Source organism: Caulobacter sp. 05L422, from assembly GCF_056397765.1.
In genome coordinates, this window is the sequence record NZ_JBFTOB010000002.1 from 202,379 (window position 1) to 227,018 (window position 24,640).

Sequence of the window (24,640 nt, forward strand, 5' to 3'; positions counted from 1 at the left end):
ACTTGGGTCGTCGTACGGCAGCGAACTTGCGCCGCCGAGCGCGGCGGCTGCGCGCCATGAGCAGGCCTTGACGCCGGTCAGAACCAGCTTGCCCGTCCTGGCCACCGTAATCTTCACGCCCTAAGCGATCTGCCCCGCGTCCCGCAGTAGTCGGGCGGCGACCGTTCGGCGGCAAGTCCAGCGCCCCTCCAAATCGCCGGTGGTTTTCCGGCCGGAGATTTTGCGCCGCCAATCCTGCCCCGCAAAGGTTCACGGCGGGAGCATTTCATCGTCGAGATCGAACTCGGCGTCGCGCCACCAGGTCACGCCGCGCGGCCCCAACGACGCTTTCCGCGAGAGCATTCGTCGCGGAGAAGACTCAAGAACCAAAGTTCACCGAACGTTGCTATTGACCAAGATACAACTACCGGACAATGTTGGCTTGTGTTTCCTGCGAACACTACCTGGCATTTGCGCTTCGGCGTCAATGCCCGAGTTCGCAGCGCGTACGGGGGTTTGCTTTTTTTCAAGATTTGGTCCGCGCGCCTTGGGCGTGACGGCGAGGTTGCGCGCCTTTCGGCCGCTCCTCGCCGGCGCGATCTGGCGCGAGCCCACTAGCGCATTTCGGCTGCCGAGCACTTTCAATGTACCTTGAGCTGTTTTTGGAGAACGACGCCAGCAAGGCCCTCCTGGGGGCCTTCGCGGCCGCGCACGCCGGCGCCAAGGCCACGCCGACGCGGACCTGCCTGGCGCATCTGCTCGATGAACTGCTTGAGGAAGAGTCGATCCGCGGCAAGCTGCCGCCGGAAGTGCGCACTCGGGCTCGGGCCGCGATCGCCGAGCAGATCCGCAAGCTGCCCTCGGAGCCGGCCGACGCCGGCCGCATCGGCTTCGACCTCGAAGCGCTCGCGCGTCCCTCGAAGGAAATGGCCAAGACGCTCGGCGCGCCCAAGGTCACGCCCCTGTTGTTCCTGGGCGCCTGCGTCGCCGTCGATCCGCCCATGGACAGCGAGTCCGACCGATCGCGCGAACTGCTGCGATCGGCGGGCGTGACGGCCGAAATGTTCCTGCCCGCCGCCAGCGACATGGTGAAACGACAGGACTTCACCTTCCGCTCGCCGGGTCTCGGCGCCGACGGACTCGGCTCAGACATGACCGCGATGGCGCGGGCGGGCTTCTGGCCGACCTGCCCCGTCATCGGGCAGGATCGCGAGCTCGAGAATCTGGTCGTCCTGCTCAACTCGATGCGGTCCTCCGCGGTCGTGGTCGGCGAACCGGGCGTTGGAAAGTCAGCGCTCGTCGCGGGCCTGGCCTGGCACATCGCGCATCGCACACGGCCCCTGATCCCGCCCGACATGGACGACTGGACCATCGTGCGGATCGAAGCGGCCGACATGATGAAGGGCGCGGGCGCGCGCGGCGACCTCGAGGAACGCGTGACCTCCATGCTCGCGTTCTTCGCGCGCAACCCCAATGTCGTGCCGTTCTTCGAAGAGGTGCACAAACTTCTCGACACCGACGACACCGCGTCCCGGTCGATCGCCACGGCCTTCAAGGTGCCCATGGCGGAAGAGCGGTTCCGCTGCATCGGGGCCACCACCGATCGCGAGTATGCGCGATTCATCGCCAGCGACGACGCGATGAACAGCCGCTTCCGCAAGATCCTGATCCAGGAGCCGTCGGAGGACGACGCCTGCGAGATCCTCCGCAACTCCATGTCGCGCCTGCTGGGCGACAAGGCCCGGCGCATGGAGGTGCAACTCAGCGAAGACGCCATCCGCACCGCCGTGAAGGTGACGTCGATCTACCAGAGAACCGACAAGCTGCCCCGCAAGGCCATCGCTCTTCTGGGCGAGACCATCGGGGAGGTGGTTTGGCGCCTGTCGAGGGTGGACGCCGAAGACCTGGATCCCCCGCCGTCGCGGATCATTTCGGGCGCGGATGTGCGGCGTCGCTTCAGCACGGTGACCGGCATACCCGTCAACGACCTGGACCAGGACCGCGCGGACTATTTCCACAACCTCGACCAGCGACTGAAGGCGCGCGTGCGCGGACAGGATTCGGCGGTGAGCGCGGTGACCCAGCACCTGGCGCTCTACGGAGCCGGCTTCGTCGATCAGCGTCGGCCGCGCGGCCGGTTCCTGTTCGTGGGGCCGCCGGGCGTCGGCAAGACCGAACTGGCGCTCTCCCTGGCCGAGGAGGTCATGCGCGACCGCGGATCCCTGATCGTCTGCAACATGGCCGAGTACGCCAAGGAAGACGCGCTCAACAAGTTCATGGGCTCGGCGCCCGGCTACATCGGCTTCGGCCAGACCCCGACGATCTTCAGCAAGGTGATGATGCGGCCCTACTCCATCGTCGTGCTGGACGAGTTCGAGAAGGCGCACGCCGCCCTGGCCAATCCGCTGATCAGTATTCTGGACGGCAAGGCCGACGACTCCCAGGGCCGCTCGATCGACTTTTCGCAGTGCGCCTTCGCCATGACGTCAAACGCCTTCACGCAGCGCGACGTGGCGGCCGCGACCCTGATGGTGCGTCTGCACGCCGGGTTCGAAATCCCCGGCCTGGCCGAGCTGAAGCTTGACCGGCACGTGGACCTGGCGGGCGCCGCGCAATATGTCGCCGAGCTCAACGACCTTCAGGTCAGCGAGCTCCTGGCGATGCTGGGCGGCCCCGACGACGAAGGGGTTCGCGCGCTGCTGGTCGCCCAAGGCGGCATCTGGACCCAGCCGCTGGTGGACCGGATCGACCGGGTCGTCGTGTTCAACGCGCTCGACCAGGCCGCTCTCGACGGCATTCTGGCCCGCATGATCGAGGAGCGCGGCAAGGGCGCCAGCCGCCCCCTGCCCAGCGCGCTCGGCGAGCCCGAAACCCGCGCGTCCATTCTCGCCCATGCCACGGGCCGCGACGGCGCGCCGTCCGCCCGCCGGCTGGAACGAAGCCTGCTCGCCTGGCTGACCGTCCACGCCTTGGGCGGCGGGACCTCACCCTTGCATCAAGCGTAGTCAGTGTTGATTGGGATCGGAAATCAAAATGGCTGAAGAATTCAAGACTTTTCTTAATCAACACGAAATCGACATCAATACGCTTTCCCGCATAAAGCATCGCATATTCGTGGTCGGGCGCTTCAATAAAGACCCCGTCGACCCGGATAGCGAGGTTCAATCCTACCTGTTCACAAATCGACCTCAAAGCCAGTTGAGCAAGGACTATATCGGCCTGTTCAACAAGAAGTACGGCCTGAGCTTCGACAACTTCGTCCGCGCCCTGCAGCCCGCGATCGCCGAAGAGGTGACCCATCGGCGCATTCCGATGGTCAAGCAGGTGATGCCGTCCAACGCCGGCGCCGAGCAGGGCACGGTGGTCATCGACACCTGGAACTACTTCTTCCGCCGGGCCGCCGCCAACTCGACGCAGCGGGCCTTCCAGCCGGACGCGGATGGGCTCGAGGCCGACCTGCTGGCGTCCAGCGATCCGGACAAGGGGCGATCGATATACAAGCAGATCCGCCGCAACCTCGACGTCCTCTGCCAGTTCCAGCCGCGAACGCCGGAGCTCGTGGAAGTCTTCAGCGAACTCCTGGGCGCGGCGAAGATGTCCAACGACCTGCCCGCCTATGCGTCGGGCGGCGCCCTGCCGGGCGGCTTCATCGAGGAACTGATCGACTTCCTCTATTCGCCAGACCTCAACACCGATTTCCTCACCGTGCCGGAGTCGGGCGAGGATCTTCTCGCCGGGCGCCTGGACCTGAACGACGAGGTCTGGTCGGACCTGCGCACGAACGCGCGCGCCCGCAGCAGCCTTCTTCGCATCGTCACGACCTTCCGCAACGTGCTCGTCGGCAGCGCCGACCAGTACGAGATGCGGATAACGGGCGGCGCGACCGTCTTCCAGAAGACCAAGGACCTCCTCGCCGCCAAGAAGGACCTCCTGAAGGACTTCGCCAAGGCGCGCGACGCCTACAACTCGCTCAACCAGATCGTCCGCAGCAAGGTGCTGATCTCGATGGTGCTGGAATGGGTGTTCAACGCCCACTACCAGCTCGAACCCGTCCGGGCGAAGAAGACCGACACCGAAAAGGATCAGGTCGTCGCCGAACTGATCAGCGGCAAGATCGAGAGCAGCCTGGTGGCCGCGCCCATCCAGCGCGCGACCGAGGAGGAGCGGCACCGCTTCCGCAAGGAGCTGTCCGACAACTTCGAAAAGGTCATCCTGGCGGTGCTCGCCGAAGACCGTCGCGTCGACGACCTGCTGGCGGCGCTCTCGCCGGAACTGCGCGAGGTCGCGACGGCCCTGCGCAGCAACGCCGAACGTCTCGAAGTGCTGCGCGCCATGGCCGGCGCGGGCGACAAGCGGCCGTTCATCCAGGCGCAGAAGTCCGTCATCGTGGACATCCTGATGCCGGTGCTGAACCAGACGCCGATCTTCGACGAGTTCGATCTGCGCATGATGGTGCGACGCGAGGTGCAGGCCGCCTACCTCGTCGCGGTCGCGCTCGACGACGCCTCGCAGGCCGCCATCCGCGAGCTCGGCGAGGAGTACCTGCCCAAATATCTGAGCAACATCGACAAGAACTCGCGCACCATCCGAAACGCCGCGCACATGCAGAAGGACCTGGTGCGCCTGTTCATCGAGCGCATCTCCAATCCGGACATGGCCGACCGGATCATCGAAGCTCAGGAGATGATCGGTCGCGCGATGACCGTGATCGACAACACCACCGCCGAGCGGGGCCAGGGCCGCAGCATCAGCAACATCGCGCCCTATTCCGACGAGACCGTCATCGTCACCACCAATACGCCCGCCAGCCATAAGATCTCGGACTCGGTGGCGAACCTGGCGGTGAAGGTCGCAAAGGAGACGATCAAGGCTGAAAACGCCGTGGAAAAAGTCGTGGAAACGGTGGGCGCCGCCAGCGCCAAAACCCAAGGAGCGGAAATCGGGCGAGCCCCGTCGGCAAGCCGGGCGCCCGCAGGCGGCGGCGGCGCGGGCGGAGAGGCCAAGACCTCCCAAACCCCGCCCCCCGAGAGCGCCGCCCCCTCCGAAGTCAAACCGCTCCGCGAGGAGAACGCGCTGACGAACAGGACGGACTCTGTCGTCGCCGACTTCCTGGAAAGCGTCCGCGCGACCGCCCGTGAACCCACCAGCGCCCTGACGGAAGACCAACTCGCCAGTTTGCGCGAAATGGTGAAGGGCAACGACGACCTGACCGAGATGGCGGACGACGCGATCCGCAGCTTCCACCACATCCTGCGGATCATCTACGAACGCTACACCCACAACCAGGGCAAGACCGAGTTCGTCGGCCAGGTGCAGCGGATGACGCTGGCCAATGTGTTGCTCAACAACAAGGAGACCCTGGGCCTGGGCAAGGCCTGCAGCAATCTCTACGCGATGCTGCTGGACGCCGTGCAGAACATGGATCCGGAGAACCCCGATCCGCGCAAGTTCATCCGCGACATCTCCCTCACGCGCTATTTCGACAACGACGTCCTCGAGAAGGTCGAGCGGCGCAAGCTGGGCGTGACGGAGCTGCGCGAGACCCTGGCCTATCAGGGCGACGACAGCCTGCGCAGCACCGTCAGCTTCATGTCGGAACTGCGCGGCGTGAAATATCTGATGGACATCGTCCAGCACGACTCCCAGGCCGAGGTCGTCGTCGTCAACGCGACCGCCGGCGAGTTCCTAAACTGGCTGCGCAACGACAACGTCGACGGAGCGGACGCCAAGTTGCGGCTGCAAAGCGCCTTCGTGAAGAAGGACGAGGAACACGACGTCACCGCCTGTCCCGGCCTGATCTACATGACCGACAGCGCGTTCGGTTCCGGCGACGGGAGCGATGGGCGCAAGGGCTACAAGGAAGCCTGGCTCGATTCCCTCAAGCAGCTGCCGCTGGAGAACGGCAATCGGCGACTGGTCCTGCCGCCGATCTGCCTATCGACCGGCCCGCAGAGCTCCAATTGGGAGGCCGATGGCATGGCCCTGGCGAGCGCCGCGGCCGGGTCCGGATCCGACGGCGGTCCCGTTCCGGCGCCCGTGCTCATCGTGGGCCCCTCGCCGGATCTCAATCCGAAGGGCGACTCGTTCCCCACCTATCTGCCCGCTGGCTATCTGTTCGCCGCCCATTTCCTCTGCAAGCCCGAGCAGAAGATCGACAACCGCGCCGTCATCCCGACGGGCGAAGGCCGCTTCCAGGTCATCGGCGCCGGGGTCGGCCAGATGCGCAAGACCCTGGACATCGTCATCTGGGGCGATGGAAGGGACAGGAGCCACGCCTTCGCGGTCGACTTCTATCTCTACATCCTGCTGAGCGTGCTGGCCTCGGCCGTGAACAACAAGGCCACCACGCGCCCGACGGCGGAATCCTTCTACCCGTTCTTCACCGGCCGCGAACAGGCGGGGATCGCCGCCAACCGCCACAAGACGGGCGCTCCGCTGGATCCGGCGCTGATTGGCGAATACCGGGATTTCTCGCTCTCGATGCAGGACGGCGAACTGGTCGTTCTCCTCAAGCGCGGCGCCGAGTCCGAGACGCAATCGGTCACCATCGACGACGTGAAATGGTTCCGTCACGCGATCCGCAAAGCCGACCTGCCCGATCTGACGGGCCAGGTGGCGCAATTCGCCAGCTAGGGGGAGTAGAGACGATGGCGCTCAAAGCCACCTTCAACGGAATGAGTTTCGAAAACATCGAAGGCTACCGCATCGCCTGCCGGCTGACGCCCGGCGAGGGGTTCGGCACGAATTTCCATGTCTACATCGACGAACGCAGGCAGGCGAACAAGGCTTTCACGCAGGACGTCAAGGTCAGCGAGAAGGGCGACAACATCATCCAGCCCGTGAAGGGCACGCTCCAGATCTCGGATGTCGATCGCAGCTACGAATTCAAGAACATAGAATTGAAGCGCGCCCACATGGGGGCCACGCGTCGCGAGCGGACGCGGTACTTCGAGTTCTCCTACGATCCCGACGACACGGACCGGGGCGGCGCCTCGCCCATCACGATCGACGGCCGCAAGTCCACGCCGCTGGAGCCCGGCGGCCTGGGAGCCGACTACATGGCCGGACTGGGCCCAAGCCGGCATCTGCTGGGCTTCAAGGCCTATGTCGCCGCCGGCAGCTCCACCATCGTGCGGTTTTCGAACCTGGGCTGCCTGCCCGACTCCTTCCTGGCCAAGGTCGTGGAGCTCTGCCGCGGAATCGCGTCCAGCGAGGAACAACTCGCCGCCTTCCAGGTGAAGTTCTCGCAAGGCGACCTGGCGGTGAACCACGAGAACGTCGCGGCCATCTATGTCGATGAATCCTACGGCTCGTTGCTGCTGGAGCCGTCTGTTTCGTTCGAGGACATCATCCAGCAAACCAGCGCGCGTCCGCTGTCGATCGAACGGCTGCGCGCGCCGGAGCCCCTCGCGAACGAATTGCTCGAACACAATATCGTCAGGCAATTCAGAGGGCAGGAAGCCGTGCCCGGAACCGTGGAGACCGCCACCATCCTGTTCAAGGGCGGCGGCATCTACGCGGACCTCTCCGTGAAATAGCAGCGACATGGAGCTCTGCCTCACCCTGGAATCAGGCGGCGTGCTGCCGGTGAGCGACATCCTGCTCACCCGCGCGCTGGCGTGCCCCGTGACCTGGACGTTCCGGGTCCACCTGCCGCCGGAGAGCCTGGGCCAGCGCGAGAGGGCGCTCGTCCAACAGGTCCGTCGCGCCCTGGCGGGAGGCCCCTGCAAGGCGACGCCGGGGTGGGTGAACGACGGGGGAGCGACCGAACCGCTGGGGCCGGCGGTCACGATCGTATCGGCCGCCCGGCCTACGAGCGCCGAGGTTCGGGCCGAAGCCAATCCGATCCGCGCCGCCCATAGCCTGGACATCGTTGCCAACGGCACCCAGCCGGATCCCCGGCCGGATCCCTTCGTCCCCCGGCGACGCGTGCACAAGGTCACCAATCTCGATGAGCTGATCAGTCGCTTCGAGCATGTGGCCACGCCCGTCAGCGCCCTGCAGACGGATCTGGCGCGCGTCACCCTGCCGGACGGCGCCCACGCCTCGATCATCCAGGACGGCGTGTCGGATTGGATTTTCCTGCACCACATCTTCGACGAAGCCCGGTGGCTGACCCGGAACGAGGCCAATTGGGTGCCCCTGACCCTGGTCGGCGGCGTCAGCCAGGCCACCGAGGGGCGCTGGGTGATCACGCCCGGCCTGAAGAAGGCCTACGAGGCCTGGAATTCGATCCCCAAGCGCACCGTCTCCTACGCGGAGGGCGACACCGAGGACGGCGTGGGCGAGACCACGTTCGGGCGGCTCCTGAGGGGCGAACGCGTCACCGCCTTTCCGACCGGCGAATACCCGTGCGTGGTCGATCATCACCCCCAGCGCCTCCTCGACGCGGCGCGGTGGAAGACCTGGAGAACGCAGGACCTGCCGTGCTTCAACGCGGACGGCGGCATGATCTACCGGATCGAGGATCGACTCTCGATCAGCCAGGGCGCGCTCTCTTGCGACAGCCGCGCCTACGCCCTGCCGCCCGAGGCGCGGATCGCCGGCCCCGAGGCGCCGGGACGGCTGCGCCCCTGGACCGGGCTGGGCGTCGTCCAGGAAACGTCCCGTGACGGCCCTTGGCTGAAAGTGCAGCTGCCGGGTTTCGAGGCCAACAACGACGTCGTCGATGTCCGGCTGGGGACGCCCTATTCCGGAAAGAACGGCCAGCGCGGCCTGCACATGGTTCCCGAGACGGGCACCGAGGTGCTGCTCAACTGGACGGGTCGCTTCGACAATTCCGTCATCCTGGCGGGAAACGTGCGCTCCCAGGCCGCCGAATATCCGTCGCCGTCCACCTATCTCGAAGCCGAGCACAAGGCCCAGTACGCCGACATCCACGTCGTGAAGGTGGGCGACACCACCATCGACTCCAAGCTGGCGGTGAAGGTCAAGCAGCAGACCGACCTGACCAGCGCCCGCCCCCTGCAGGTGAAGGCCAACGGCGCCGACCTGACCCTGCGCGACGGCATCGTCTATACGGGGCGCAGTTGATGGCCCGCACCTGGCAAAGCTGGCTGATCCCCGGCCCCGAGCCGATCCGGGAGGGCCTGGAAGGCGGGCTGCGCGAGACCTTCAGCCTCTCCGACAACGTCAAGTTCGACCCCCGCCCGACGGCGTCGCTCGATCTGCACGACGGCCGATGGGCGCTGCGAACCGAAAGGCGAGACGCGTTCTTCCAGGAACTGGGTCGGCTGCTGAAGGCGGCCGACGACCGGGGCGTCCTGGCGATCTCGTTCGCGCCGATCGAGCAGTTGCGCAAGCTCGGCCTGGGCCAGCTGAAACACGACACGCGCCGATATCTGGTCACCTGGGAGGGCGACACCCTGGCGCCAGGCGGCGACCCCTATGCCCGCAGACTGGTGCGCATCACCCGCGCCGGCTCCAGCATCGCAAGATCCCTCCTTGAGACGCAGATCGCCAATCTGGACGAACCGGGCGCCTCGCTTCTGATTCTCGATCCGATCCGTGTGGAGATCGAGGAGGACGACGCAGCCGGGATCGAGGACGGCCTGGAATCCGACGGCAGGCTCTGGATGCTCCCGCCCGTCCGCGGCCGGCGACATCCCTTTCGCCGCCGCCCTAATCGCGAGGCCTATCCGGACGAGGGGCCGACCACCTATTTCTCGGACGAGGAGCAGTCGTGCCGGCTCGCGGTGCGGGGAACGCTCGCCGGCGTCGCCCCGTCCGAGACCGAACCGACGGCCATCAGCCTGGGCCGGATGGTCGACGACCCGCTGTTGCGCGACATCCTGATGGAAGGCGGTGCGGTCCGCGTGACGGCGGGCGCGGACCGCAGGACCGGGCTGGCGCTCGACCTCTGCATCTCCCCCTCCCCGATGGCGGCCGTACGCGCCGCCTTCCTTCGGGGCGAGTCGCCGCCGCCGCCCCCATGGGCGAACGAACTGGCCGTGCAGGTGCGGCGCGATCTCGAGACCCTGTTTCCCGACCACCCCATCCAGGCGGTCGAGTCTCCGGTGGACTGGCGGCTGCCGGAACCGACGGTGGCGCCAGGACTGGTCAACCAGCCCTGGGGCTGGGCGGTTCTTGAGCGCGTGCGCGATCAGGTGGCGCTCGAGGACGAGATGGCCGGGCGCCACCTCTACGCCAACGTCCTGCAGCCCACCAATGTCGGCGCGCAGTACAACAACGACCGGGCGCTGGAGCTCTATCTGGCTCGCTTCTGGCGTCAGCCGTGGAGCGAGGCGAGCCCGGCTTGGAGGCATGCCTACAGGGACGTCCACTGGAAGGCGTTCGGCCCGCCGGACCTTTCGACGCCGCCGCCGGAGACACCGGAGATCCGGCGGGCGCTGCTCGGCGACGTCGAGCAATGGGCCAGGGCTTTCTCGCACACCCTGGTGGGCCAGGCGCCGGCGCGCATCCGCTTCCGAGGCGCGCCCGACGCCGATCAGATGCTGCACTGGCGCCTGGTCTATCCGCTGGGCACGGCTTTCGAAGCCCAGACGCTGGTCCTCGACGGCGGCGAGCGATCACGCCTCGACGCCGGCTATCTGGTGGCTTGAACCGATCATGTCCTGGAGATCCAAATGCTAGGTGATCGGAGGTGGCCGGCCTGGCATCCGCAACACGAACTCGGCGCCAACGACCTGCTGGGGCTGGAACAATACCTGCTGGCGCGCGGCAATCTGGCCGAGGAGGATGCTAGCGGCGTCAGCATGCTGAGCTGGCCCCACAGCTTGCAGATGACCTGGGCCGCGGACCATCTGGCGATCACCGCCGGGCGGCTGAAGGGCGTCACGCCCGCAGGTGATCCCGTCGTCGTGGAGGCCGCGCTCAGCACCCGACTGGGAGGGTTCGACAACCAGACCGTCGAAGCCCTGAGACAAGCCGAGATCGACATCTGGGTGGACGTCAACGCCCGCGCGACCACCGCCGACGACGGGGTCGAAGCGACTTCGCACGGGGATGCGCCGCTAAAGCCCGACGGGACACCCGAGCGGCCCCTGCCTGAAAAACTGCAGCTGTCCGCCGCGTTCGCCACGGGCAAGGCTCGGATCAGGCCGTTGCGGAGAAAGGATCCGGCGGAGGCGCGACCGCACAGTCTCTATCTGGGGCGCTATCGATGCGCGGACCAGCTCGAACTGGTCGACCCGCCTTTCGTGCGCTGCCTGGGCGCACTGGAGCCGCGCAACACCAGTGAAGCCTGGAAGACCTGGATCGAACCCTTTCGGGAGCGGCTGGACGCCCTGGCCGCGCAAGTCCTGGGCGCTTCGGGCGAAAGCCTGATGGCGCAGGAACTGTTGCGCGTCGGCTTCGAATGGCCTGCCTTGCCCATTCCCGCCCTGGCGCGCCGGCTGGCATTCATCAAATGGCTGGATGACCGCCGGGGCGGTCTGCCCGCGCCCGATTTCGCCGCGGCGTTGCGACCGCTGGACTGTTCCGACCTGACTGGCGCCGATCTGCCCAGGGCCCTGGCGGACCTGCTGCCCGTCGCCGTACGCACCTCGCCCCGGCCGGCGCGAGAGCCCGCTCAGCCCTCCCCCACGCCTTCCTCGGACTCGGTCGGCCGCCTGATCGGCGCTCTGGCGGCCCATCGGATCAACTACCACGCGCCGCTGGAGGCCCTGCAGGATTGGCGGGCTCAGATGGCCGGGCTGCAGGACACGCGGATCGAGAACGCGACAGCGGAGGCGCTGTTCGCCGCCCTGACCCAGACGGCCAACGGACTGGACGCGTCCGTCGGCCAGTCCGTTTGGGTCCAGTCGGTCATCCTCCTGACCGCCGCCTGCATCGAGGCCTCGGCGATCGCGGTGGCGCCCAATTCCCTGCTCAACGCATTCAACGGCGTCCCCGGCGCGACCGCGACCGCCAAGGCCAGCGCCGTGCTGTCGACCCTCTACGCCGGCGAGGCCCGCGAAAGGCAGGCCGGGCCCATCGCCTTCCACGCCCTGGCCCAGGTGGCCGGTTCGGTGAAGACGCTGCAGCCTTCGCCGAAGGATTCCGTCGCGCCGTATTTCCGGCGCATGGCGGAGGGGCGGCTCTCCTCGGGAGCACGAAGCGCGATCGGCGCGCAGAACAATCGCGCCTTCGACTATCTCAATCGCGTCCTGTCGGCCGGCGGAGCGCCCCTCCAGGCCCGGGCCCTGGACGCCGCGCCATGGGACGCCGCCCCGCTCCCGTTCCGTCAGAACGGACCTCCGCCTGCGGACGCCGGCGCGCTCGGCGATCCGATCGCCATCACGCTCATCGGGCCGGAAGGCGGCGGCAAAAGCGCCCTGCTGCACAGGCTCTGTCGAGACATGGCCACCGCGGCGCAGGCCTGCGGCGTCGTCATCGACGGCCAGCCCGCCGAGAGCGGCGGAGGCCTTCGTGTCACCGGCGCGCTGACGCCGCCATCCGGCCGGTCACGCCCGTTCCACATCCAGGAAATTCCCCTCCCGGCGAACGGCGCGCGCGGCGCGGATCTCACCATCCTGGCCATCGACCCCGCCACGATCGACGCGGGTCCGGCGCAACTCGAACCGCTGCGCGCCGCCATCGACCAGGCGCTCGACCAAGGCGGCAGGATCGCGATCGCCTACACCAAGGCCGACGAGTACGGCGTGGTGACGCCGCCCGACCACCTGCGCATCGTCAAGCGCGAGCACGCCGTGCTCATGCCCCAGCTCGAAAAGGACATCGCCTGGGAAACGCTGGTCCGCGTCCGCAACTCCGGCGTCGTCAAGCTTTCCTACGTCAATCTCGGCGCCCAGGGTCCAGCCGGCGGCGAAATCGCGCCGACCCGGGCCTGGGTGCTGGGGCAAACCCGGCCCCTGTGGGAACGCCTGTCGGCCCATCGCGGCGGCGGCGGCCTGACGAACGCCTATTTCGTCAGCGCCGCGCCGTTGGATCCCCGATTTGATCGTCCCGCCGACCGCGGCCTTCTGCAGTTGCTGGTCGACTTCTCGCACGTCTTCTCCCGGGGGACGCCATGAGAGCCCAGATCGACCCGGACACGATCTGCCCCCGCTGCCTGCAATCCTGCTGGGATGGGTCGCGGTGCCGGGACGACGCCTGCGCCTTCGACGGTGATGCCGAGCAGACGGTGAACCAGTTGCCGCCCGGCGTGATCCTGAACGAACGGTTCTTTGTCGGCTTGATCCTGGGGCGGCCCGGCGGCTTCGGCGTGACCTACAGAAGCCTGGATCTGACCAACGGCGCCCCGGTCGCGATCAAGGAGTATTTCCCACGAGAACTCTGCGGCCGCTCACGGTCCAGCGACACGATCATTCCCGGCGCGGGGAAATACGGCGACTACTACCAGCACGGCCTCGAACAGTTCCGCCGCGAAGCCAAGCTGCTCATGCAGATGGAGCACGCGGCCGTCGTAAAGGTCATTGCCTTTTTCGAAGCCAACAACACCGCCTATTTCGTGATGCCCTTCGTCGAAGGCATGACGCTCGAGGAGTATATCGAGGGCCAGGGCGGCAAGATCGATTTCGAACTCGCGGTTCGAATGCTTAGCCCGGTCATGGATGCGCTTCGGTACACGCACCGCCGCGGGCTGACGCACCGGGACGTGAGTCCCTGCAACATCTACATCACGACGAAGCCGAACGTGGTGCTGCTCGATTTCGGCGCCGCCCGCTCGCGCGACGCCCTTCGGCTCACGCGGCTGGAAAAGGCCGGCTTTTCCGCGCCCGAGGTCACATCCGGCGGCGTCCAAGGCCCCTACAGCGACATCTATAGCCTGGCCGCGACCCTCTATTGCATCTGCGTCGGAGACGAGGTCCCCACGCCCGTGGCCAGAGGGGACGGCTTCGTCCTCAAGCCCCCCAGCGCCCAAGGCGTGAAAATTCCGAAGACCGCCGAAGCCGGCCTTCTGCGCGCCCTGTCGCTACGCGCCGAGACGCGGCAACAGTCCATGGAGGAGTTCCGCGCCGCCATAACGACTCAACAAGCCACGCCGCAAAACGTCGGATCGATAAAAAAGAAAGAAAATAAGAACTTCTTCGATAGTTACAGATATTTAATATTGTCGTCGCTCGCCGTCGCTTTGATAATATCAATTATATACATATCTACAAACATTTGAACTCCAACAAACCTTCATGGGGATTGCAAATGCTCAAGAAATGCTCCAACGGACACTCATTCGACGACCAGGAAAACACATTCTGTCCGGAATGCCCGATTGAAGGGATCAACCCCGATCACCTGAGGCAGAAGCCGAGCAGTCCACGCGCGCCCGATGCCGGCGGCGTCGGCAGGGCCAGCGGCGTGGAGCGATCGGGCGACGCCCCGGCCGGCGGCGCGCGGCCCAAGCGCGAGCGCACCGTCACCAAGGCCTATTATCCCGGCCTCGGCGATCCTCCCTCCGCGGGGTCGACCGCGCCCCGGACCCGGCCCAATCCGGTGGTCGGCTGGCTCGTGGCCCATGACGGCCCCGCCCTGGGGCAGGACTTCCGCATCCACTGGGGCAACAACGCGATCGGGCGCGACCCCGACCAGCACATCAGCGTCGCGGCCGACGAGACGATCCACGGCCGCGAGCACGCCTTCGTCGTCTACGACCCCAAGAGCAACCGCTTCTACATCCGCCCCGGCACCCAGCCGGGCCTGGTCCATCTCAACGGTGACGTCGTGATGCATCCGATGGAGCTGAGCCACCACGACCGCATCGGGCTCGGGGAATCCGAGTTCACGTTCGTCCCCCTTTGCGACGGCCAGTTCTGGTGGACCAAGAACAAGGAAGAGGGCGCCTGACGTGAAGCTGCTCGCCCCGCTCCTGCTGCTATCGCTGACCCTCTCGACCGCTGCGTTCGCGCAGGAGGCCAAATCGGCCCTGCCACCGGCGGCTCCGTCCGCGCCGCCCTCCCAGTCGTCGCTGCCCCAGCCGTCGCCCGCCCAGTCTTCGTCCGTCCAGTCGTCGCCCCAGCGCGTCGTGATCCAGCAGGTCGTGACCGCCGCCCCGACGATGACCTTCTTCGTCGACATATCGGACGGGTCGGGCAAGCTGATGACGGACCTGTCGCCGGACGCGGTGCAGGCGCGGGGGCCCAAGCCGACCAAGGTCACCGGGCTTCGCCCGATGAACGACGCCGACGGCGTTGCCTATATCCTCATGCTCGACGCATCGGCCTCAGCTATCAGCGGCTCGCCGCAGGTTCAGTCGGCGCTGAAGCACTGGATCGACACGCTGGGCGACGCCGATCGTGTCGCCGTGATCGCCTTTGGCGACGAGGTCAAGGTCAAGCAGGAGTTCACCAACGACAAGAGCGCGCTGGCCAGCGCCGTCCAGGTGACCTCATCCGACGGCCACACGGCCTTCTTCGACGCGGTGAACAAGGCCGCCGACCTGGCCTTCAGGCGCGGCAAGGATCTGCCCGCGCGACGCGTGATCATCGCCGTCAGCGACGGCCGCGACGACGAGCCGACCTCCGGCCTCAATGAGGACAGCGTCCGCGCCACGCTGGGAAAGACCGGCGTGCAGCTCTTCGCGATCGACGCCGGCGACACGCGCCGCCGCGCCTGTTCGAACTTCCTGATCGCCCTGGCCACCGGCACGGGCGGGCAGTGCGTGCGACTGACCGGCAACGACGCCCAGGCGGCGATCGACGAAATCCAGGCCACGATCAAGCACGTCCTGGTGCTGGACGCCGAATGCCCCGCTTGCGTCGTCAGCGAGACCTATCCCTATCAGGTGATGGCGGGCGTCGAGCCGCAGGCCCAACAGAGCCCCCTGCACGACGTCACCATGGAAGCGCCGCCGCGACCGCCGCCGCCGCCGCCCCTGCCCCTCTGGGTCTGGATCGCCGTCGGGGCCGTCGTCCTGCTCGTGCTGGGCGGCCTGGCGACCTGGCTGCTGTGGCCCAAGAAGCGACCGGTGTCCGTTCGGCCCGACACCTGGAGCGAACCGGCCCCGATGGTTTCGCCCCCCGCAGGCGGGCCGCCGATCAACGCCAGGCTGGAGCTGTACGAGATCGGCAAGCGCAGCAGTCCCCATGAAGCGGCCCTGGGCGACCGCGTCGTGCTCGGTCGGGACGAGAGCTGCCAGATCGTGATCCGGGGCGATCCGCACGTCGCCGGGGAACAATGCGAATTCACGTGGGAAGGCGGCCACGTGGTCGTGACGAACCTGTCGCCGGACATGCCCATGCAAGTGGCCGGCAGCCAGTTGATCGGCTCGCGGCGGATCCCCAGCAACGAGCAACTGCAGGTCGGCAGCATCCCGATGCGCCTGATCATCATCCCAGCGGAGCAGGCCTGATGCACAAGGTCGACCTGGCCATCAAGCAGCATTGCGGATCGAGGGACGAGCAGCAGGACGCCGCCGGCCGCGACGATCCCGACTCGCCCGAAACCGAGCATCGCGGCACCCTGGCGGTGCTGTCCGACGGCATCGGCGGCATGAGCAACGGGGCGGGCGCCGCCAGGACCACGGTCGCGGCCTTCCGCGACAGCTATCGCCTCAAGTCGCCGGAGGAAACCGTCCAGACAGCGCTGCGCCGCGCCCTGAAGGCGGCGAACGCCGGCGTTCTCCAGTTCGCCCAGACCAGCGGCGCGACACGCGGATGCGGCGCCACGGTCGTGGCCGCCGTCATTTGCCGCAACTTCGCGGATTCGCGCTACGAACTGTACTGGGTGTCCACCGGCGACAGCCGCGCCTACCTGCTGCGCGATGGCCTGGCGTTCCGCCTCACGATCGATCACGCCTTCGGCGAAGACCACAAGCTGGGCGCCAAACCCCAGACCGAGCGAGAGGTCGAGCCGGCGGAACTCACCAGCTTTATCGGCCTGCCGACGGAGTCCCTGCGGATCGACGGCAACCGCAGGCCGTTCTGGCTGAGGCCGGGCGACTGCGTGCTGCTCGCGAGCGACGGCCTCTATGGCTCGCTGGACGAAGCCGAGCTCGCCGATGGAATCCGGCAGGACCTGGGCGCGGGGTGCCAGCATCTGATCCAGCTGGCCTTGAACCAGCATCTGGAAAACCAGGACAACATCACCGTCGTGGCCATGCGTCCGGCGACCGAGACCTCGCGAAAGATCCTGTCGATCGGGAGAGCGCTCGGATGACGCAGATGTTCGACACCGCCGGCCTCTCACGCGACGGGGGACGTACGGTCAACATGGATTGGTGGGCCAGCGCGGAAGCCAAGGGCCTGACCTGCTGGGTGCTCGCCGACGGCCTGGGCGGCCACGCCAATTCCCAGGTCGCCTCGGAGTTGGCCGTCGAAACCGTCTTGAACGGTTTCCGGGACAAGCCCCGCCTCGACGCCAAGGCCCTGACCGAACTCTTCGACATGGCGAACGCCGCCGTCCTCGCCAAGCAGGCCGAAGGGCCCGAACTCAGGGACATCGGCACCACCCTGGTGGTCCTCATCAGCGACGGACGGCGGGCTGTGTGGGGCCACGTCGGCGATTCACGGCTCTACCTGCTGCGCCTGGGCGGCGTCGCGACCCAGACCCGCGACCACGCCGCGCCCAACGGCGTCCTGCTGAAGGCCATCGGGTCCAAGCAGCTCAAAGCCGACATCTCGGGGCCCCATCGGCTCTTTCGTCACGACGCCTTCATGCTGTGCGTCGACGGATTCTGGGAAAAGCTGCGCTCAGGCGACACGGCGGGTCCCGTCGAAATGGAGATCGATCACGCCAAGGCCACGAGCGCCGAGTCGTGGCTGGCGCTCCTGGAACGGCGCATCTTCGACCGCATCGACGAGCGCAGCGACAACTACACGGCCGTCGCGGTCCAGGTGATCAATCGCGACCTCAAGCTTCCGCGCGAACCCGGCTGGTGGCGGGACACCCGCGCCAAGTCGCACAACTGGTCGCCGCGCGACGTCGCCATGGTGAGCGCCGTCGCTCTGATTTTGGCGATCGGGCTGGGCACGTTGGTCTATTTCAATAGCATCGTCGATACGATCGAGTACTCGCACTGGAAAACAGCAGTAAAAAGTCAGAACTTGGTGAAAATATCGCACTTCAAGGACAGAACAAATAAGCCCTCAAAATCCGAATACAGTAAAACAGTGAACGACATATGTCGCAGCCTTCTGGTGAAGGCAAAAAATTACGACAACGCAGCAACTGGCTTAATCTTCTCGCATTGCCCCACAACCTATGCAGACGAGCTACGGAAGCACGAGAAGTCCATCTGGATTGAGGAAAGGCCTGACCAGCCCATAGCTGACCCCGCCGAAGTGGTTGAGACCGAACCGAAAAGTACGGGTGGAACCACGTCCAAGTCCACGCCCCGGGCGCAGAAGGCCGACCAAAGCACGACCAAAGCGACCGCCAGTTCCGCCGCGGTCCTGCAGACACGCGGCGAAGGGTCGTCCGCCACGGAGCCTAAACAGCCACCGGGCGTGGAGCAGGCGAGAAGTGCGCCGGCCCCATCCGCGCCCGCCGCGCCGTCTCCCGCCCCCGCGCCTCTCCCCCCCGCGCAGGCCTCCCCCGAGGTCGGAAATGGAGACAGCAAGGAAGACCGCGAAGTCGCCAAAAATGAGAATGAATGCAGACTAGCAGGAGGAAACAATTGGGACAAAAATAAAAGGCCCAAGAAAAAGAGATGCACGAAGTAAATCGTAAATTATTGTAAAAGTAAAGACGAATCAATATTCAGAAGAACTAAATTCGAAAACTGCAATAACACAGTACATTAAAATCCAAAATTCAAACCCAAGCCCAAGGAACGGCGAATGGCTGCGGCGTTGAAAGCGGAATGTCCGGGATGCTTTGAAGCGCCGCCAAAGGACAGCGAAGCCTGCGGGTGCGGCTACGGCGCGGAGGTCGAAAGCTCGGCCAGCATGCTGCCGCCCGGAACCCTGTTGAGCTCGCCCGACGGCAAGCTCAGCTACATCCTCGGCCGGGTGCTGGGAACCGGCGCCTTCGCCTTCACCTATCTCGCCCGGACGGTGGACGGCAACGAGCGGGTGGCGATCAAGGAATACATGCCGCGGCAGTTGGCCGGCCGGATCGCCAACAGCACGCTGGTGCGTCCGGACTCCAAGGAATCCCGCCCCTATTTCGACCATGGGCTCAAGCGCTTCCTCCAGGAATCGGAAGCCCTCAAGCAGTTCAAGCACCCCAACATCGTCGAGGTCCTCGCCTTCTTCGAGGCCAATGACACGGCCTATCTCGTGATGCCCTATTACGAGGCGATGACGCTGGCCGACTATGTCGACACGCACGGCGCCCTGCAGCCCGACGCCGCCACCCGGGTCATCATCAGCATCTTGGACGGCCTGCGCCATGTGCATTCGACCAAGGTGGACGGGCGGCGCTGGACGCACCGCGACGTGAAACCCGAAAACGTGCTGCTGCGAGCCGACGCCACACCGCTGCTGATCGATTTCGGCGCCGCGCGCACCGAGGCCATCAACGAAAAGCGCAAGCTTTCGGTCGTCCTGACACCGGGCTATGCGCCGCCCGAGCAGCACGTCCCCGTCGAACGCAGCGACGGCCCCTGGGTCGACGTCTACGGCTGCGCGGCGACCCTGTATTTCACCCTGACGGGGGAGAACCCCGTCGATGCGCTGGTTCGCAAGGACGCGGTGGACCGGCGGCAGGCCGATCCCCTGCGGGCCCCGCACCAAGTGAAGTCCACGATCAGCCGGCGGCTTTCACACAATGTCGTCCGGGGCTTGGCGCTGGATTTCCGCGAACGCCCACAGGACGCCGACAAGTTCACCAACCTGCTGCACCTTCGGCGCCGCAGCCTGGGGGAGATCATCGGCGAGACGCTGATCCTGCTCAAGGGTCGATGGACATGGCGCATCATCACCGCCGCGGCCGCGCTGACGATCATCTACCTGTTCGCGCGCGTCGCGGACCTCCAGCAGCAACTCACGTCGCAGAACGCCCACGACGAGGTCCAGAGGATCCAGTTGACGACGGAGCGCGACGCGCTCCGCGCACAGGTCGCCGGCGTCCGCGAAACGGCGGAGAAGGCGGCTTCGGCAAAGGCCGAGCTCGAGACCCAGGTCGCCGCGGAGAGGGCCGAGACGGCTTCCCGCCTCGCGGACGCGGAAGCCCAGGCGCAAGCCGCGACCGAGCGCGCGGCGCAACTTTCCACCGCCAGCACGACTCCGCCGCCGGTGGACACGGGCTTGCAACGCGCCGCCGAGATCATCGCCGGAACGCGCCCGGTCCAAGTTCGCGGGGAGAGCGACGCCCTGGTTCGCGCCTTCAGCGCGACCATGACCGTACGCGGCAACGAGATCCAGTTCAGCAACCTGCGCCTGACCATCAATCCCTCGGCGGAGACCAGCGACCCCGCCAAGGCGATCATCCAGGCCAAACGCTTCAGGGCCTTCATCGTGGTGAACGGGCGCGGGACCAAGGTGACCAGCAACTGGATCTGCTGCTGGGACTACAAGACATCCGGAGCCGCGAGCTTCAGGGACGAAGACGTCGAGAAGATCACCGCGTCCTTCCCGTGCACACCGAACGACCTCGCCAGCGGCGCCTGCCAGGTCGGCCTTTATATCGGCGGCCCAGAAAGCCCGAGCGGCCGGGGAACGACCGCGGCGATCGTCCCCTAGACGCCCGATGCTCAGCTACCTCAATCACCGCGCCATCCTGAAATGCACGCACGGCGGCCAGGTCCTGCTGGTTCCGCCGCCGCTGCGGTCGCTCCACATCATGGGCAGCCCGGTCGTCACCGACTTCGACCTTCTGAAGGCGCCGATCATCGGTTGCCCCCAGATCGGCCCCGGCCTCAAGCCCTGTACGCGGTGCGTGATGGTCGTGACGGGGCGTGCGCGCGACATCTTCGTCGATTCCCTGGTCCCGCTGCTGGATACGCTGCAGGCGCTGACCGACGGTTCCGCGCCCGGCCTGGTCACCGCCGTCACCAATGGCGGCTCCAACGCCCAGCCCTTCGATCGGCAACTGTCCGCCCTGGCCCGCGCGGCGCTCCGGAAGGCTGCGCTCTGCGAAATCTGCGGGCCATAGCGCATGAGCCTGCTCGTCCTCAGCCAGGATCAGTTGCGAGCGCTGGGCGCGGCCGCCGCCTTGCGCGCACGACGCCAACTGGCCAACCAGCTCTCTGGACAGGACCTGAAGGCCAACCTCTCGCCTGACGGCGACACCCTGTCCCTGACGAACGCCGCCGGCCAGACCAGCATCGTCCGCTTCGCCGACGATCAGACGACCGTCGCCTCGCCGACGGGACGAACCCACACATTCGGCCATGACGCCGAGGGCCGCCTGAAAACGCTGGAAGATCCGGCCGGCGACCGGGTGACCTTCGAGCATGACGGCCCGCGGCTGTCGGGCCTGCGCCGCCCGGACGGCAGCCGCCTGGGGTTCGAGTACGACGCCGCCGGCCGGCTCTCGGCCATGCGCTATCCGGACGGTGCCGTCTTCGGCTTCCAGCACGACGACCAGGGACGGGTCGAGCGCGTGACCGACTTCGCCGGACACCAGCGCCGATACGAATACACGGACTTCGGCTGGCCGGCCCTCTTCGACCTGGGCGCCGGCCGCCAGACCAGCTTCATCTACGATCAGGATTGCGAACTGGAGGCCGTACGCGAACCCGGCCGGCCGGACCTCGGCTTTCGCGACGACACCGCCGACGGCGCGATGATCGTCACGCGCGGCGGGCGCGAACAGCGGCGCGTGCGGGCCAGCCAGACCAACGACGAGATCGTCCACGAATTTCCCGACGGGACCTGGACGCGCCTGGGCTTCACGAACGGACGCCTCGCGGCGGCGGCCACGCCCCAGGCGACGCTGCGACTGGAGTACGACGCCGAGGGGCGCCTGCTGGCCGAAGACCTGGACGGCGAGCGCGTGACCTACGAGCGCGACGCCGTCGGCGGCCTGACCGCCATCGTCGCCGGCGCGACGCGCATCGCCTTCCAGCGTGACGCCGACGGCCGCCTGATCGAGGTCCGCGACCCCCGGGGGCGAACCTGCCGCCTCTCCCATTCACCGGCCGGCGCGCTGACGCGGATCGATTACCCCAACGGCGTCGCCGTCGAGCGGACCAGCAACAACCTGGGACTGGTCGCCGGCCTGGCCGTGACCACGCCGTCGGAGCAGGACCTGGTCCGACGGAGCTGGACCTACGACGCCCGCGACCGCGTGGCCGAGGAACGCGCGGCCGGCCGCGCGACGCGCCGGTTCGCCTACGACCCCAACGGCCGGCTGCTGCGCGTCGATAGCGACCAGCCCGATCTACGCGAAGCTTACGACCTGGACGACCACGGGAACGCCGCCCAGGCGGACGGGTCGGCGCGCCAGTACGATCTGGCCGAACAGATCCGGAGCCGCGGGCGCGAGACGATCGAGCATGACGACAACGGCTGCGTCACACGGTGCGAACTGTCGGTCGGCCCCGCCACACTGCGCCACGACGCCGCCTCCCGCCTGGTCGAGGTGGTCACGCCGGACCACCATGTCCGCTACGACTACGACCCGATCGGACGGCGGACGGGCAAGACGGTGACCGCCCGGGACGGGACGCCGGTCTCGGCCACCCGCTATCGCTGGGCCGCCACCCTGCTGCTGTCGGAGGTGACGACGCGGCCGGGGCGGGACGACGAGGTGTGCGAATACCTGCCCGCGCCCGACCTGGGCGTCCACCTGGCGCGACGGATCGACGGGCGCGACGTCTACATCCATCACGGTCGACGCTGGGAGGCGCTGGCGGCCACCGACGCCCAGGGCGTCGCGGTCTGGCGGACCGACTATTCCGCCTTCGGCCGCCCGCGCCTCGAGATCGACACGGCCCCCCAGCCCTTCCGCCTGATGGGCCAGTACGCCGATCCGGAAACCGGCCTGCACTACAACCTGGCCCGCTATTACGACCCGGGCCTGGGCCGCTTCCTGTCGCCCGACCCGCTGGGCTATGCGGGCGGCAGCTGGAACCCCTACATCTACGGCGACGGCGACGCGCTGAACCGCGTGGACCCGACGGGCGAGTTCCTGCCAGTGCTGCTGGCCGGGGCGGCGGGCGTGGGGGCGGTGATCGGCGGCGGCGTCGAAGCCTACCGGCAGCACAAGGCCAACCCCAACGCGCCGCTGGACTGGAGCAAGATCGGCAAGGAGGCGGCGATCGGCGGGGCCGTCGGCCTGGTCGGCGCCGGCGTCGGCGTCCTCCTGGCGCCGCTGGCCGCCGCGATCGGGACCGGCGCCGCCGCCGTGATGGCCGCCGGAGCGCTGGTCGGCGGCGTCTCCAGCGCCATCGAAGCCTGCGCCGACGCGGCCCTGCACGGCCACGGCGTCAGCGTTCTGGACCTCCTGAAGGCGTCCGGCATCGGCGCCGCGATCGGCGCGGTCACGGCGGGGATGGGCGGAATCTTTGCGAACAGGGCCAGGCGGGCGGTCACCGGACTCGCTTATAAACGCGACCTTCCAAAGCACCTTGCCGGACCGGATGGCTTCAAGGCCGGGAAATTGCACGGCACTCACAATCAGGAAAACGCCATAGCGGCACTGCGCGAGAAAGGCGCCACCCATACGATCGAGCCAACATCCACTCATGGGATTTCTGAGCTGAAGTATCGCTACACTAACGAACGCGGTAAGGAAGTCGTTGGCCGAAAGACTGTTTACGATCCAAACATCCACAGCGACCAGCGCATGCTGGATAGAGCCCAAAAAGCCGGGGAAACCGCCTTTAAGCAACAGATAAAAAATCCAAATCGCGATATATTCGATATAAAGCAAGATGGCGTAACTATGAGAGTATACATTAGACCAGATAAAATTACAGGCGCACCAATCATCGATAACGCCCATCCGGTACCATAATCATGAAATATCTCGACGAAGCCTTTGACGGATTCCGATCGCAGATCGACGAAGATGCGGCGCTCAAGCTAGCGCTATCCTCTATTATTTCCGATCGCCGATTTGACGATCTAAGCCAACTTCTAGATTCACATGGCAATGTCGGAGGTCTTGAGGGAGATCCCGGATGGCTTCTCGAGCGACGGAGACCTGAAGATGCGACTGGCTATGATAGCTGGCCAGCAACGGCTTCTTTTCGAGCATTTGTAGATCCGGAAGGCTACGAGCTCGCATATCCGGAATTCTTTTTCGACGATGCTTCGTTTTGCGATTATCTAAATCTCATGAAGAAAGCTTCTGAAATATTCGATGATGTGGAAACAACCAACTTCCTGAACAACATGATCGGAAGAATTTCTTGATAATCTACAATATATTCGATGCCTCGGAGAAGGGGGACATTGTATCGATCCAATCAGATTTCGCACTTTCACTCTACCAAGGTGAGGCCGCTATTGCTTTGGCTGGCGCCGCGCCGTATCTCGTGAACGTCGATGGCATGCAAGAGGCCGCTGGCTCTCAAAACTCGCCGCCCCATTACGGGACCTATCTCGCCTGCCCGCTTCCGATCGAAGAGGTCCGCCATCACCTGCGGAAGTTCCTCATGGTCGCCCTGGAGGACGGCCGGCAGATGTACTTCCGTTTCTACGATCCCAGCGTGCTGAACACCTTCCTGCCCACCTGCTCGCGCGAGCAGCTGGCGCGGTTCTTCGGCCCGATCCAGGCCTTCTGGACCGACGCGGACGACGGCGCCGCGCGCCTCCGGTACACGCTGGACGACGACGGCGAGCTGGTGACCGAGACCCTCCCGCTCGCAGGCCCCTCGCGAACGCCGCCATCCGGGGCTAAGCTCCAACCCGGGCGCTAGCAAGGGAGGGCG

Annotated in this window: 16 protein-coding genes; all 16 read left to right on the plus strand. The window is 66.4% G+C overall.

The window, feature by feature from the left end; translation table 11 throughout:
• The first annotated feature begins 623 nt into the window (after positions 1 to 623).
• The 16 genes from AC1DMQ_RS03300 (at position 624) to AC1DMQ_RS03375 (ending at position 24,628) form a co-directional block, all read left to right on the plus strand.
• Entirely contained in the window at positions 624 to 2,984 is a 2,361-nt protein-coding gene (locus tag AC1DMQ_RS03300) for an AAA family ATPase (RefSeq protein WP_477032117.1), read from the plus strand.
• Between the two features lie 193 nt (positions 2,985 to 3,177).
• A complete protein-coding gene (locus AC1DMQ_RS03305) occupies positions 3,178 to 6,612 on the plus strand; it encodes a hypothetical protein (RefSeq protein ID WP_477032118.1) in 3,435 nt (1,144 codons plus the stop codon).
• Between the two features lie 14 nt (positions 6,613 to 6,626).
• Positions 6,627 to 7,517 (plus strand): hypothetical protein, encoded by an 891-nt coding sequence (locus tag AC1DMQ_RS03310; protein ID WP_477032119.1) that lies wholly within the window; start codon positions 6,627 to 6,629, stop codon positions 7,515 to 7,517.
• A gap of 7 nt (positions 7,518 to 7,524) precedes the next feature.
• Positions 7,525 to 9,012, plus strand: a complete 1,488-nt coding sequence (locus AC1DMQ_RS03315) for a hypothetical protein (RefSeq protein ID WP_477032120.1) — start codon at positions 7,525 to 7,527, stop codon at positions 9,010 to 9,012.
• Positions 9,012 to 10,541, plus strand: a complete 1,530-nt coding sequence (locus AC1DMQ_RS03320) for a hypothetical protein (RefSeq protein ID WP_477032121.1) — start codon at positions 9,012 to 9,014, stop codon at positions 10,539 to 10,541. Before AC1DMQ_RS03315 ends, AC1DMQ_RS03320 begins: the two co-directional genes overlap by 1 nt.
• A 24-nt stretch (positions 10,542 to 10,565) precedes the next feature.
• Positions 10,566 to 12,953, plus strand: coding sequence for a hypothetical protein (locus AC1DMQ_RS03325; RefSeq protein WP_477032122.1), 2,388 nt, complete (start codon positions 10,566 to 10,568; stop codon positions 12,951 to 12,953).
• Complete coding sequence (locus tag AC1DMQ_RS03330; protein WP_477032123.1) at positions 12,950 to 14,053, plus strand: serine/threonine protein kinase; 1,104 nt, start codon at positions 12,950 to 12,952, stop codon at positions 14,051 to 14,053. Before AC1DMQ_RS03325 ends, AC1DMQ_RS03330 begins: the two co-directional genes overlap by 4 nt.
• A 185-nt stretch (positions 14,054 to 14,238) precedes the next feature.
• On the plus strand, positions 14,239 to 14,724 hold the full coding sequence (locus AC1DMQ_RS03335; protein ID WP_477032124.1) for an FHA domain-containing protein: 486 nt from the start codon (positions 14,239 to 14,241) through the stop codon (positions 14,722 to 14,724).
• A 1-nt stretch (position 14,725) separates the two neighbouring features.
• Positions 14,726 to 16,228 (plus strand): VWA domain-containing protein, encoded by a 1,503-nt coding sequence (locus AC1DMQ_RS03340; protein ID WP_477032125.1) that lies wholly within the window; start codon positions 14,726 to 14,728, stop codon positions 16,226 to 16,228.
• Entirely contained in the window at positions 16,228 to 17,034 is an 807-nt protein-coding gene (locus AC1DMQ_RS03345) for a PP2C family protein-serine/threonine phosphatase (RefSeq protein WP_477032126.1), read from the plus strand. Before AC1DMQ_RS03340 ends, AC1DMQ_RS03345 begins: the two co-directional genes overlap by 1 nt.
• A complete protein-coding gene (locus tag AC1DMQ_RS03350) occupies positions 17,031 to 18,539 on the plus strand; it encodes a PP2C family protein-serine/threonine phosphatase (RefSeq protein WP_477032127.1) in 1,509 nt (502 codons plus the stop codon). Before AC1DMQ_RS03345 ends, AC1DMQ_RS03350 begins: the two co-directional genes overlap by 4 nt.
• Before the next feature lie 117 nt (positions 18,540 to 18,656).
• A complete protein-coding gene (locus AC1DMQ_RS03355) occupies positions 18,657 to 20,501 on the plus strand; it encodes a serine/threonine protein kinase (RefSeq protein ID WP_477032128.1) in 1,845 nt (614 codons plus the stop codon).
• A 7-nt stretch (positions 20,502 to 20,508) separates the two neighbouring features.
• On the plus strand, positions 20,509 to 20,913 hold the full coding sequence (locus tag AC1DMQ_RS03360) for a hypothetical protein (protein WP_477032129.1): 405 nt from the start codon (positions 20,509 to 20,511) through the stop codon (positions 20,911 to 20,913).
• A 3-nt stretch (positions 20,914 to 20,916) separates the two neighbouring features.
• Positions 20,917 to 23,721 (plus strand): RHS repeat-associated core domain-containing protein, encoded by a 2,805-nt coding sequence (locus AC1DMQ_RS03365; protein ID WP_477032130.1) that lies wholly within the window; start codon positions 20,917 to 20,919, stop codon positions 23,719 to 23,721.
• A 2-nt stretch (positions 23,722 to 23,723) separates the two neighbouring features.
• On the plus strand, positions 23,724 to 24,122 hold the full coding sequence (locus AC1DMQ_RS03370) for a hypothetical protein (RefSeq protein ID WP_477032131.1): 399 nt from the start codon (positions 23,724 to 23,726) through the stop codon (positions 24,120 to 24,122).
• On the plus strand, positions 24,119 to 24,628 hold the full coding sequence (locus AC1DMQ_RS03375) for a DUF4123 domain-containing protein (protein WP_477032132.1): 510 nt from the start codon (positions 24,119 to 24,121) through the stop codon (positions 24,626 to 24,628). Before AC1DMQ_RS03370 ends, AC1DMQ_RS03375 begins: the two co-directional genes overlap by 4 nt.
• Positions 24,629 to 24,640: the final 12 nt, after the last annotated feature.

Coding starts and splice junctions, on each gene's coding strand:
- AC1DMQ_RS03300 (WP_477032117.1), top strand. CDS start 624: ATGTACCTTGAGCTGTTTTTGGAGAACGACGCCAGCAAGGCCCTCCTG.
- AC1DMQ_RS03310 (WP_477032119.1), top strand. CDS start 6,627: ATGGCGCTCAAAGCCACCTTCAACGGAATGAGTTTCGAAAACATCGAA.
- AC1DMQ_RS03315 (WP_477032120.1), top strand. CDS start 7,525: ATGGAGCTCTGCCTCACCCTGGAATCAGGCGGCGTGCTGCCGGTGAGC.
- AC1DMQ_RS03320 (WP_477032121.1), top strand. CDS start 9,012: ATGGCCCGCACCTGGCAAAGCTGGCTGATCCCCGGCCCCGAGCCGATC.
- AC1DMQ_RS03325 (WP_477032122.1), top strand. CDS start 10,566: ATGCTAGGTGATCGGAGGTGGCCGGCCTGGCATCCGCAACACGAACTC.
- AC1DMQ_RS03330 (WP_477032123.1), top strand. CDS start 12,950: ATGAGAGCCCAGATCGACCCGGACACGATCTGCCCCCGCTGCCTGCAA.
- AC1DMQ_RS03345 (WP_477032126.1), top strand. CDS start 16,228: ATGCACAAGGTCGACCTGGCCATCAAGCAGCATTGCGGATCGAGGGAC.
- AC1DMQ_RS03350 (WP_477032127.1), top strand. CDS start 17,031: ATGACGCAGATGTTCGACACCGCCGGCCTCTCACGCGACGGGGGACGT.
- AC1DMQ_RS03355 (WP_477032128.1), top strand. CDS start 18,657: ATGGCTGCGGCGTTGAAAGCGGAATGTCCGGGATGCTTTGAAGCGCCG.
- AC1DMQ_RS03360 (WP_477032129.1), top strand. CDS start 20,509: ATGCTCAGCTACCTCAATCACCGCGCCATCCTGAAATGCACGCACGGC.
- AC1DMQ_RS03365 (WP_477032130.1), top strand. CDS start 20,917: ATGAGCCTGCTCGTCCTCAGCCAGGATCAGTTGCGAGCGCTGGGCGCG.
- AC1DMQ_RS03370 (WP_477032131.1), top strand. CDS start 23,724: ATGAAATATCTCGACGAAGCCTTTGACGGATTCCGATCGCAGATCGAC.